Source organism: Microbacterium sp. BG28 (genome assembly GCF_034044005.1).
Lineage (GTDB): Bacteria > Actinomycetota > Actinomycetes > Actinomycetales > Microbacteriaceae > Microbacterium.
The window spans coordinates 894,434-906,063 of sequence record NZ_JAXCHA010000003.1 but is presented as its reverse complement, the minus strand read 5'-3'; the positions used below and the strand labels follow the sequence as shown (position 1 = coordinate 906,063).

Genomic DNA, 11,630 nt, shown 5'->3' with positions numbered 1-11,630 from the left:
ATGACCGTGCTGCTGGGCACGCCGCTCCCCCGGGATGCGGTGCAGCTCGATGCTCCGGCTCTGGAGGCCGGCGCCACCCGCCGCGGTGGCGCCGGCCTCCACGGCCTCGACGTCGCCGATATCGAGCGCGCCGGACGCCTCGCCGCGATGCGCACCGGCGAGCTCGGCTCCGTGCACTCGTGGGAGCTGGTCACGGCGGTCGACGGCCCCGGAACGCGCCTGACCCTCTTCCTCAACGGCTGCCCTCTGCGGTGCCTGTACTGCCAGAACCCGGACACGTTCGCCATGAAGGACGGGGTTCCGGTGACGGCGGATGCGGTCCTGGAGCGCCTCCGCCGGTATCTCGGCGTCTTCCGCGCCACCGGTGGGGGTCTCACGATCTCCGGAGGCGAGGTACTCATGCAGCCCGCCTTCGCGGCCCGGCTGGTCCGCGGCGCCAAGGCGATGGGCATTCACACGGCCCTCGACACGTCCGGCTATCTGGGAGCGCACGCCAGCGACGAGCTTCTCGCCGACACCGACCTGGTCCTGCTGGACGTGAAGTCCGGCGATCCCGACACGTATCGCCGTGTCACGGGCCGGGAGCTCGAGCCGACCCTCGAGTTCGGCGAGCGCCTGGCGCGCCGCGGCGACGTCGAGGTGTGGGTCCGGTTCGTCCTCGTCCCCGGCCTGACCGACGACGTCGAGAACGTCGCCGCGGTCGCCCGCTACGCCGCATCCCTGAACGAGATCCACCCCGGCACCGTCACCCGTGTGGAGGTCCTACCCTTCCACCAGATGGGTCGCGACAAGTGGCACGAACTGGGACGCACTTATCCCCTGGAGGACACGCCCGCACCCGAGAAGGAGCTCATCGAACGGGTACGCGGACAGTTCGCGGCAGAAGGGCTGACGGTCTACTGACCGGACGCGGCCACAGCCGCATCCGCCGCACGGCGCGCCCAGCTCTCGGCATCGGCCAGGCCCTCGCGACTCAGTGTCGCGGGGGCCTCGTGCGCGTCGACGACGCGGCGAACGATGTCGACGATGTCGAGGAAACCGATCCGTCGCTCGTGGAATGCATCGACCGCCTGCTCGTTGGCCGCATTGAACACCGCGGGATACGTGCGCCCCGCCTCGCCCACGCTCTTGGCGAGCGCGACCGCCGGGAACGCGTCCTCGTCGAGCGGCTCGAACGACCAGGTCGACGCGCGGGTGAAGTCGAGGGGTGCTCCGACACCGCTCACCCGGTGCGGCCAGTCGAGACCGAGCGAGATCGGCAGGCGCATGTCCGGCGGCGACGCCTGAGCGATCGTCGATCCGTCCACGAACTCGACCATGGAGTGGACGATCGACTGCGGATGCACCACCACGTCGATCTGCGCGTAGGCGACACCGAACAGCAGATGCGCCTCGATGACCTCGAGCCCCTTGTTCACGAGGCTCGCCGAGTTGGTGGTCACCACTCGGCCCATGTCCCACGTCGGGTGGGCGAGAGCCTCGGCCGGCGTGGCCGCGGCGAGTTGCGCGCGCGTGCGTCCTCGGAACGGTCCGCCGGATGCGGTGAGCACGAGCCGGCGCACCTCGGAAGGCCTGCCCGAGCGCAGGGCCTGCGCGATCGCAGAGTGCTCGGAGTCCACGGGGACGATCTGCCCCGGCTCGGCCAGCGCGGTCACCAGCTCACCGCCGACGATGAGCGACTCCTTGTTCGCGAGTGCCAGCGTGCGCCCCTCCTCGAGGGCGGCCAGGGTCGGACCGAGCCCGACAGAGCCTGTGATGCCGTTGAGGACGACATCACAGTCGACGCCTCGGACGAGTGCCTCCGCCTCGGCTGCTCCGAGCGCCGTGTCGGCGACGCCGAACTCCGCCGCCTGCGCCTCGAGGCCCGCGCGGTCGGTGCCCGCGGCCAGACCGACGACGCGGAAGCGATCCGGGTTGTTCCGGATCACCTCCAACGCCTGGGTGCCGATCGACCCGGTGGAGCCGAGGACGACGACGCGCCGCATGGGATCAGCCCTCGGTGGGCTTCGTGGAGACGATATCGATGACGAAGACGAGCGTCTCCCCCGCCAGCTGCTGCTGCGACGATCCGGCCTCGCCGTAACCGCACGCGGGCGACATCGACACCAGCACCTGCGAGCCGGCCTTCTGTCCCTCCAGCGCTCGCTTGAAGCCGACCACGACACCATCGGTCGAGAAGCTCGCGGTCTGGCCGCGGTCGTAGCTCGAATCGAACGTCGAGCCGTCCGACCACTTCACACCCGCGTAGTTGACCTCGACCGTGTCGCCGGCGCCGACGGTGTCGCCGTCGCCCTCCTTGAGCACCTCGACACGTACGCCGTCCTCAGGAGCCGACGCGGGAATGGTGATCGTGGGCTTGTCGTCGGCGAAGGTCACGGTGGGCGCCTCGCCCGAGAACGGCTCGACCTGGCACCACTGCGCCTCGGGCGTCGACGAGATGAGATCCACGACGAAAACCTGCGCCGCGCTGTTGCTGCTCGCGGGCAGGGTCGCGACCACGCGGGTTCCGGGAGTGGCGCAGCCGAGGACCTTGCCGAGCACGCTCTCGGCGGCGACGGGCTGCGGCTGCACGGGTGTGCCGTCGTAGCCCACGGAGCCCTGCAGCTGCCCGGTGGCCGCGTCGAAGGCGGAGAGGGCGTAGGTGACGTAATCGCCCGCGGCGATGGGGGTGCCGGTGCCCTCGGTGACCACCGTGCGCTCCACGTCGGAGATGTCCAACGGAGCAGTGAAGGTCGCGGTCGGCTGCTGGCCGATCTCGCCCGACACGCTGACCGCGTCGGAGGCGGCGCCCGAGGCGGCGACGTCGGCGCAGAGATCTGCTGCGGCGCTCGCGGAAGGGGCGGAGGTCGCGTCGGGCGAGGATGCGGCGGAGCATCCGGCGAGCGCGAGGGCGCTGACCGCGAGCGCGGACAGAATGGAGAGCGGACGGCGCACGGGAACCTCCAGAATCGGTGCGGGGCTGACCCATCATCCCGCATCCGCCCATGCCCTCGCTCAGAGGGCCCGGCGAGGCCTCATGCGCCGGAGGGAATGGAATCCGCAGTAGCCTCTTACGGTGACAGATGCGCAGAGCCGCGACGCGGAGAACGTCCCCGATCCCCGCGCATCCGAATCCAAGCCGGTGACGGATGTCGGCTTCGCGTACTTCCTCGGTCGCCGCGTGCTGGCCCCTCTGGCACGCGTCGCATACCGGCCGCGCATCGAGGGACGCCAGAACGTGCCCCGCACGGGGCCCGTCATCTTCGCCGCGAACCACCTCTCCTTCATCGACTCCTTCGCCATTCCCATGGCAGCTCCTCGCCCGGTCCAGTTCCTCGCAAAGTCGAGCTACTTCGACGGCCCGGGGCTCAAGGGCTGGCTCTCGCGGCAGATCTTCCTCGGACTCGGGGCGAACCCCGTCGAACGCGGCGCCGGCCAGGCGGCGCTCGACGCGCTCGACCAGCAGAAGCGGATGCTGGAGGCCGGCAAAGCCATCGCGCTGTATCCCGAGGGCACGCGCTCACTCGACGGCAGGCTCTACAAGGGACGCACCGGCGTCGCCTTCCTCGCCCTCCAGACCGGCGCACCCGTGGTGCCCGTCGGCCTCATCGGCACGAACGAGGCCATGCCCGTGGGGGCGAAGTTCCCGCGCACAAAGCCTCGCGTCACGATCCGCTTCGGCGAGCCGCTCGATCTCTCGGCGCACGGTCCCGCCAGCTCCGGGCGCGCGCGTCGCGCGGCGACAGACGAGCTCATGGCGGCGATCCACGCCCTCTCGGAGCAGGAGCTGGCCGGGACGTACAACGAGGTGCCCGCGCACGGCGCCATCGAACGCATCAAGCGGGTCCTTCCTCACGAGCGCCTCTGACGGCACACTTTCTCATTCACGGCTTCCGACACTTGACGCTCGGCCCCACCGGGTGGAGATTCAGAGCGTCTGCGAAGCCACAATGAGGAGGCATCCGTGAAGAAGTTCATCAACGACCCGGCCCAAGTACTCTCCGATGCTCTGACCGGCATCCGACTCGCCCATCCCGAACTGCGCGTCGACACCGCCAACCGCGTCATCTTCCGTGGCGAGGCGACACGCCCCGGCAAGGTCGCGCTCGTCTCGGGCGGCGGCTCCGGCCACGAACCCATGCATGGCGGATTCGTGGGGACGGGGATGCTCGATGCGGCCTGTGCGGGCGAGGTGTTCACCTCCCCCACTCCCGACCAGATCCTCGCCGCCACTGTCGGCGCAGACTCGGGAGCCGGCGTTCTGCACATCGTGAAGAACTACACCGGCGACGTCCTCAACTTCGAGATGGCGGCCGAACTCGCCGCCGCCGAGGGTGTGCGCGTCGAATCCGTCGTCGTCGCCGACGACGTCGCGGTGCAGGATTCCACCTGGACGGCGGGGCGACGGGGCGTGGGCACGACGGTCGTGCTCGAGAAGATCGTGGGCGCCGCGGCCGAGGAGGGCATGGACCTCGACGCTCTCGCGGCTCTCGCCACCCGCGTCAGCGAGAGCGGACGCTCCATGGGCGTCGCGCTGACCAGTTGCACAGTGCCTGCGGCGGGCAAGCCGACGTTCGACCTCCCAGAGGACGAGATGGAGGTGGGCGTCGGCATCCACGGTGAGCCGGGACGTTCGCGCGTGCCGCTCGCCAGCGCTCACGAGATCGCCCGCATGCTCGTCGACCCGATCGTGCACGACTTCGGCGACGCGCGCGGCGATGCCATCGTGCTGCTCTCCGGCCTCGGCGCCACTCCCCTGATCGAGCAGTACCTCCTGTACGGCGAGATCGCGCCCCTCCTGGCGGACGCGGGCTTCGACGTGCGCCGCGTGCTGGTCGGCGACTACATCACGAGCCTCGACATGGCCGGCGCCTCCCTGACGGTCGTGCGTGCCGACGACGAGTTGGTGCGCCTGTGGGATGCGCCGGTGGTCACGCCGGGCCTGCGCTGGGGAGCGTGAGCACGCAATGACCACAGCCACCCTCGAGACGCTCACTGCGTGGATCTCCGGCTTCCGCGACCAGATCGTCCAGCACCAGGCCGAGCTCACCGAGCTCGACTCCGTCATCGGCGACGCCGACCACGGCTCCAACATGGCGCGCGGCATGGAGGCGGTCGTGGCGGCGGTGCGGGCGACGCCGCCGTCGGATGCGGCGGCGCTGTTCAAGACCGTCGGGATGACCCTGGTCTCGACCGTCGGCGGGGCGAGCGGGCCGCTGTACGGCACGTTCTTCCTCCGCCTCGGGGGCGCCGCGGGCACCACCGCCGAGCTGGATGCCGCCGCTCTCGGCGCGGCGCTGCGCGCCGGCGCCGAGGGCGTTCGCACGCGCGGCAAGGCGGAGCCCGGCGACAAGACGATGCTGGATGCGATGCTTCCTGCCGTCGATGCATGGGACGAGGCGGTGTCCGCGGGATCGGATCTCGCGGCCACCGCCTCCGCCGCAGCCGATGCGGCCGACGCCGGCCGTGACGCGACGATCCCCCTTGTGGCGCGCAAGGGCCGCGCGAGCTATCTCGGCGAACGCAGCGCCGGTCATCAGGATCCGGGGGCGACCTCCACCGCACTGCTGTTCACGACGCTCCGGGATGCGGTGGCGGCCGCATGATCGGCTTCGTCGTCGTCTCGCACAGCCGCCCGCTCGCCGAGGCCGCCGTGGCTCTCGCCACGCAGATGGTCGCGGAGGGTCCGCCCCCGATCGAGATCGCCGCAGGCTCCGCAGACGGCGGGTTCGGCACCGACGCCGCAGCCATCGCCGCATCCATCGACCGGCTCGACGCATCCGAAGACGTCGTCGTACTGATGGATCTCGGCTCCGCCGTGCTGAGCGCCGAGATGGCGCTCGAGTTCGTGGAGCAGCCGGACCGCGTGCATCTGAGCTCCGCGCCCTTCGTCGAGGGACTCGTCGCGGCCGTCGTGCTCGCGGCGACGGGGGCCGACTGGACGAGCATCCGGGCAGAGCTCGGCGGCGCATACGCGCAGAAGGCGCGTCACCTGGAGACAGCGTCCGACGAGTCGGCCCCGGCGCCCCCTGCGCCCGAACCCACCTCGGCCACCGAGGAGGAGGCGTCCTTCGAGGCGGTCGTCATCAATCCGTCGGGGTTGCACGCGCGGCCGGCGTCGACGTTCGTGAAGACGGCGGCGAAGTTCGACGCCCTCGTGGAGATCGAGAACGCCGACGCGGGGGCGGGGCCGGTCTCCGCGGCGAGCCTGCTCGCGCTCATCGCCCTGGGCATCGGACGCGGAGCCCGCATCCGGGTCCGCGCTCGGGGGCGCGAGGCTCAGCCGGCGATCGACGCACTGCGCGCCCTCGTCGAGGACGGCTTCGGCGAGGTCTGAACCGCCCGAGGGCTGACGCGCGAGAGGCTCATAAGCCGGCGGGCGACGGTCTCCTCGAGCACGAGGTCGGTGATGAGCCCTGCGGCCAGGGCGCCCTGCAGCGCGTCGATCTTCGAAAGACCCGACATGACGCAGAAGCGGCGCGGTATGCGGCGGACGTCGTCGAGGTCGGGGCCGCTGGAGCGCAGATTCAGCGACGGGATGTCGGAAGACCCGTCGATGCGGTAGAACATCGTCGCGCAGTCCCCGACGACGCCTTCCTGCTCGATCAGCGCCAGATCGCGCTGATCGAAGTAGTCACCGGAGTACACATGGGAGGGGACAGCGGCGCGGGGCGATCCGAGTCCGAACACGAACAGGCCGACGCGACGCTGCATCTGCAGGACGGCGCGCACCGACCTCTCGCGCCACATCGCCTCCTTCGTCGCCGCCTCGTCGAAGAGCGCGGGCACCGGGAAATGGTGCACGGAGGCCGACCAGGCGGCACCGAACCGCGAGAGGATCTCGCCCGCGTACGGGACGCCGAAGGTGTGTCCGTTGGCCGCTCCGTTCATCTGCACCACGTGGGTGTCGTGGGTGCGCTTGGTCGGGAGGTGACGGGCGATGGCCGACAGCGTCGAGCCCCACGCGATGCCGACGGTCATCGAGGAGTCGACGTGCTCGCTCAGGATCCGCGCCGCCGACAACGCGGTGCGGTCGAGACGTTCGGCCTCGCCGATGTGACTCGTGGTGGGCACGATGTGGACCGTGATGCCGAACCTCTCCGCCAGCCGCTCTTCGATCTGACTGCGCGCCGCGAGCGGGGAGTGCACCGAGATAGACACCAGGCCGGTGTCGCGCGCGTGGGAGATCAGCCGGGAGACCGAGGAGCGCGAGGTGTGCATCTCGCGCGCGATCGCCTCCATCGTGAGGTCCTGCAAGTAGTACAGCTGTGCTGCGCGCAGCGCGTCGCGCACCTTCATCGACCCGGCCTCCGCCATGACCATCCCTTCGCCCGTCACACCATTCTGCACGTTTGTGCAGAGAACTTGCGACGAGTTCCCATTTCCATGCAACCTGCCAAGGTTCCATCGATACGAAAGGTCGACGACGACATGTCGCTCTCTCCCTCGCTGCGGCCTCAGGTCGCACAGATCCGCGACGCTCAGGATCTCGACGTTCTCATCGTGGGCGGCGGGATCAACGGCATCGCCACGCTCCGCGACCTCTCGCTCCAGGGCGTCAAGGCTGCCCTGGTCGAGCGCGGGGACTTCGTCTCCGGCGCGTCGAGCGCGTCCAGCCACATGGTGCACGGTGGCGTGCGCTACCTCGAGAACGGCGAGTTCCGCCTCGTGAAGGAGGCGGTCACCGAACGCAACGCCCTCCTGAAGACGGCCCCGCACTACGTCCGGCCGCTACCGACGACGATCCCGATCTTCAAGACCTTCTCGGGGATCCTGTCCGCGCCCTTCCGGCTGCTGGTCACCCACGGACGCGGAAAGCCCAACGAGCGCGGTGCGCTGCTGATCAAGATCGGCCTCGTGATCTACGACACCTTCTCGCGTGACGGCGGCTCCGTCCCGCGGCACCGGTTCGTGGGCAAGAAGAAGTCGCTCGCCGACTTCCCCCAGATGAACGAGGGGCTCGCCTACACGGCGACCTACTACGACGCCTCGATGCACGACCCCGAGCGCCTCGCGCTGGATGTGCTCTCGGACGGGCTCGAGGACGGCTCAGCGATGGCCGCGAACTACGTCACGGCGATCGGCGCGGACGAGAACGGCGTCCTCCTGCGCGACGAGGTCACCGGCACCGAGTTCACCGTGGCGGCCAAGGTCGTGCTCAACACGTCGGGCCCGTGGACGGACCTCACCAACGCCGCCCTCGGCACCCCGACCCGCTACATGGGCGGGACCAAGGGCTCGCACATCGTGCTCGACAACCCGGAGCTGCTGGCGGCCACCCGCGGTCGCGAGATCTTCTTCGAGCACTCGGACGGGCGCATCGTGCTGATCTACCCGCTCAAGGGCCGCGTCCTCGTCGGCACCACCGACATCGACGCCGACCCCTCCAAGAAGGTCACCTGCACCGACGACGAGATCCAGTACTTCTTCGATCTCGTGCGCCACGTCTTCCCGACGATCGAGGTCGACCGGTCGCAGATCGTGTACACCTTCTCCGGCATCCGCCCGCTGCCGCGGCACGACGACACGGCTCCCGGTTTCGTCTCGCGCGACTACCGGATCGTCGACGGCACGCTGGGCAAGACCCCGACCCTCAGCCTTGTCGGCGGAAAGTGGACGACCTTCCGCGCCCTGGCGGAGCACCTCAGCACCCGTGCACTCGAAAAGCTCGGACGTACGCACCGCGTGAGCACGCAGGGCCTGGCGATCGGCGGCGGCAAGGGCTACCCGATGACTCCGGAAGCCCGCCGCGCGTGGGTCGCCGAGCGCAGCGGACGCCACTCCGCATCCCTCGTGCTCAGCCTGCTGGACCGGTACGGCACGCGCGCCGAGGCTGTCCTCGCCGATCTGCCGGCACAGCCGACCGAGCTCGCCCACGCACACGGCTACTTCCGCGAGGAGCTCGCCTACCTGGCGCGCACCGAGCAGGTGGTGCACCTCATCGACCTGCTGCTGCGCCGCACGGATATCGCCTTCGTCGGCGGGCTGAGCTCGGCCACCCTGCAAGAAGCCGCCGAGGCGATCGCCGAGCCGCTCGGGTGGGACGACGCACGCGTGAGCGAAGAGGTCGCTCACGCCACCCAGGTCCTTCGGGAGGACCACCGTATCGACCTCGCGAAGGGCGGACGACTGGCTTCCTGAGAGAACGTGCGGGCGCGCCCTCTGGTGCGCGCCCGCACACCGCTCTAGTTTCGGAGCAACCCGATATCCCGCCGCACGAAGGGGCGACAGGCGGGCATCACTGAAAGGTCAATGTAGACATGAACGAAGTCAATCTCGGTTTGTACTTCCTCTCCGAAACCGTGGGAACGGCGATGCTGCTGTTGCTCGGTTGCGGTGTGGTCGCGAACGTCGCTCTGACGAAGACGAAGGGCAACAGCGGCGGATTCCTCCTCGTCAACTGGGGCTGGGGCCTCGCGGTCTTCGCCGGTGTCATCGTCTCGGCGTACTCCGGCGCACAGCTCAACCCGGCCGTGTCCATCGGTCTTCTCGTGCACGGGGACATCAGCGTCGCGCAGTTCGGGATCGCGGTGCTCGCCCAGATGCTGGGGGCCATCATCGGCGCCGTCCTGTGCTGGGTCGCCTACAAGCAGCACTTCGACGAGGAACCCGACCCGGCGAACAAGCTCGGCGTGTTCTCCACGGGGCCGGCGATCCGCTCGTACGGCTGGAACCTCATGACGGAGATCATCGCGACCTTCGTGCTCGTGTTCGTCATCTTCGGATTCCGCAACTACGGCGTCGCTGACATCGGCGTCCCCGGTGGCCTCGGCGGCCTCGCGGCCGTGCCGGTGGCCCTGCTCGTTGTCGGCATCGGCGCCTCCCTCGGTGGCCCGACCGGATACGCGATCAACCCCGCACGTGACCTGGGCCCGCGCATCGCACACGCCATCCTGCCGATCAAGGGCAAGGGCTCCAGCGACTGGTCCTACTCGTGGGTGCCGGTCATCGGTCCGCTCATCGGTGGCACGCTCGCCGGCCTGCTCGCACCCTCCCTGCTGGGCTTCGTCGTCGCCTGATCCGACCCACTCCCGGGTGGGCGGCCCATTCACGGGCCGCCCATCCTCCCCACCATCCGAACCAATAGACAAGGAAGTCCATCCAATGGCTGACTACGTCCTCGCCATCGACCAGGGAACCACCTCGACGCGCGCGATGATCTTCGACCGCAAGGGAAGCGTGATCTCCGTCGGGCAGAAGGAGCACGAGCAGATCTTCCCGAAGGCGGGCTGGGTCGAGCACGACCCCGCCGAGATCTGGCGCAACACCCAGGAGGTCATCGGCCTCGCGCTGAGCCGTGCCGACATCACGCGCCACGACATCGCCGCGATCGGCATCACCAACCAGCGAGAGACCGCGGTGGTCTGGGACAAGAACACCGGAAAGCCCGTCTACAACGCGATCGTCTGGCAGGACACCCGCACGCAGTCGATCGTCGATCGTCTCGCCGACGGCGACACCGACCGCTATAAGGACATCGTGGGCCTGCCGCTGGCGACCTACTTCTCCGGAACCAAGATCGTGTGGATCCTCGAGAACGTCGAAGGTGCGCGCGAGAAGGCGGAGGCCGGCGACCTGATCTTCGGCACGACCGACACGTGGGTGCTGTGGAACCTCACCGGCGGCACCGAGGGCGGCGTGCACGCCACGGACGTCACCAACGCGAGCCGGACACTGTTCATGGACCTCGAGACGCTGCAGTGGCGCGACGACATCCTCGCCGACTTCGGCGTGCCGCGGTCGATGATGCCGGAGATCCGGTCCTCGTCCGAGGTCTATGGCAACGCCGAGTCCTCGTCGCTGCTGCGCGAGACCCCGGTGGCCGGCATCCTGGGCGACCAGCAGGCCGCCACCTTCGGTCAGGCCGCATACGACCCGGGCGAGAGCAAGAACACCTACGGCACCGGCAACTTCCTGATCTTCCAGACCGGCGAGGAGATCGTCCGCTCCAAGAACGGGCTGCTGACGACCCTGGGCTACAAGCTCGGCGACGGTCCGGCGCACTACGCCCTCGAAGGCTCGATCGCTGTCACCGGTTCCCTCATCCAGTGGCTGCGCGACCAGCTCGGGATCATCTCGTCCGCTCCCGAGGTCGAGACGCTCGCCGAGAGCGTCGACGACAACGGCGGCGTGTACTTCGTGCCGGCGTTCTCGGGCCTGTTCGCTCCGTACTGGCGCCCGGACGCCCGTGGCGCGATCGTCGGCATGACCCGTTATGTGAACAAGGGCCACATCGCCCGCGCGGCGCTGGAGGCAACGGCCTTCCAGTCGCGCGAGGTGCTCGATGCGGTCAACGCCGACTCCGGCGTCGACCTCACCGAGCTGAAGGTCGACGGCGGCATGACCGCCAACGACGCGCTCATGCAGTTCCAGGCCGACATCCTGGGCGTCCCGGTCGTGCGCCCCGTCGTCGCCGAGACCACGGCTCTCGGCGCTGCGTACGCCGCGGGCCTGGCCGTCGGTTTCTGGGACAACCTCGACGACCTGCGCGCCAACTGGCAGGAGGACAAGCGCTGGGAGCCCAACATGGATCCCGAGGAGCGCGACCGTCAGCTGCGCCTGTGGAAGAAGGCCGTGACGAAGTCCATGGACTGGGTCGACGACGACGTGCGCTGAGATCTGAACGACGAGACGCCCCGCGGGTTCCGAAT

General features: G+C 69.4%; 11 protein-coding genes. 8 read left to right on the top strand and 3 right to left on the bottom strand.

Translation table 11 applies throughout. The features are described from left to right. Positions 1-903, top strand: a complete 903-nt coding sequence (pflA, locus tag SK224_RS15295; protein WP_320435503.1) for a pyruvate formate-lyase-activating protein — start codon at positions 1-3, stop codon at positions 901-903. Here the strand turns inward: pflA and dxr are convergent. Then, positions 897-1,985, bottom strand: coding sequence for a 1-deoxy-D-xylulose-5-phosphate reductoisomerase (gene dxr, locus SK224_RS15290; protein ID WP_320435502.1), 1,089 nt, complete (start codon positions 1,983-1,985; stop codon positions 897-899). The genes pflA and dxr overlap by 7 nt on opposite strands. Before the next feature lie 4 nt (positions 1,986-1,989). After that, the gene (locus SK224_RS15285; protein ID WP_320435501.1) at positions 1,990-2,934 is read right to left on the bottom strand and encodes an FKBP-type peptidyl-prolyl cis-trans isomerase; all 945 of its coding nucleotides are present in this window, start codon (positions 2,932-2,934) and stop codon (positions 1,990-1,992) included. 187 nt (positions 2,935-3,121) lie between these two features. Here SK224_RS15285 and SK224_RS15280 point away from each other — a divergent pair, with 187 nt between their 5' ends. The 4 genes from SK224_RS15280 (at position 3,122) to dhaM (ending at position 6,316) form a co-directional block, all read left to right on the top strand. Continuing rightward, positions 3,122-3,847, top strand: coding sequence for a lysophospholipid acyltransferase family protein (locus SK224_RS15280; protein WP_238343862.1), 726 nt, complete (start codon positions 3,122-3,124; stop codon positions 3,845-3,847). 96 nt (positions 3,848-3,943) lie between these two features. Beyond that, positions 3,944-4,939 (top strand): dihydroxyacetone kinase subunit DhaK, encoded by a 996-nt coding sequence (dhaK, locus tag SK224_RS15275; protein ID WP_320435500.1) that lies wholly within the window; start codon positions 3,944-3,946, stop codon positions 4,937-4,939. Positions 4,940-4,946: 7 nt separating this feature from the next. After that, positions 4,947-5,585 carry a dihydroxyacetone kinase subunit DhaL gene (gene dhaL / locus SK224_RS15270; RefSeq protein WP_320435499.1) on the top strand — a complete coding sequence of 213 codons (639 nt, stop codon included), beginning with the start codon at positions 4,947-4,949 and terminating at the stop codon, positions 5,583-5,585. Next, positions 5,582-6,316, top strand: a complete 735-nt coding sequence (dhaM, locus tag SK224_RS15265) for a dihydroxyacetone kinase phosphoryl donor subunit DhaM (RefSeq protein ID WP_320435498.1) — start codon at positions 5,582-5,584, stop codon at positions 6,314-6,316. The genes dhaL and dhaM overlap by 4 nt, the downstream gene beginning before the upstream one ends. Here dhaM and SK224_RS15260 read toward each other — a convergent pair. Further along, complete coding sequence (locus SK224_RS15260) at positions 6,259-7,296, bottom strand: sugar-binding transcriptional regulator (protein WP_320435653.1); 1,038 nt, start codon at positions 7,294-7,296, stop codon at positions 6,259-6,261. The genes dhaM and SK224_RS15260 overlap by 58 nt on opposite strands. 114 nt (positions 7,297-7,410) lie before the next feature. Here SK224_RS15260 and SK224_RS15255 point away from each other — a divergent pair, with 114 nt between their 5' ends. The 3 genes from SK224_RS15255 to glpK all read left to right on the top strand — a co-directional run bounded on the left by SK224_RS15255 (position 7,411) and on the right by glpK (position 11,595). Further along, positions 7,411-9,120 (top strand): glycerol-3-phosphate dehydrogenase/oxidase, encoded by a 1,710-nt coding sequence (locus tag SK224_RS15255; RefSeq protein WP_320435497.1) that lies wholly within the window; start codon positions 7,411-7,413, stop codon positions 9,118-9,120. Positions 9,121-9,239: 119 nt separating this feature from the next. Beyond that, positions 9,240-9,998 carry an MIP/aquaporin family protein gene (locus tag SK224_RS15250; protein WP_320435496.1) on the top strand — a complete coding sequence of 253 codons (759 nt, stop codon included), beginning with the start codon at positions 9,240-9,242 and terminating at the stop codon, positions 9,996-9,998. 85 nt (positions 9,999-10,083) lie between these two features. After that, on the top strand, positions 10,084-11,595 hold the full coding sequence (gene glpK, locus SK224_RS15245; protein ID WP_320435495.1) for a glycerol kinase GlpK: 1,512 nt from the start codon (positions 10,084-10,086) through the stop codon (positions 11,593-11,595). The last annotated feature ends 35 nt before the right edge of the window (positions 11,596-11,630 follow it).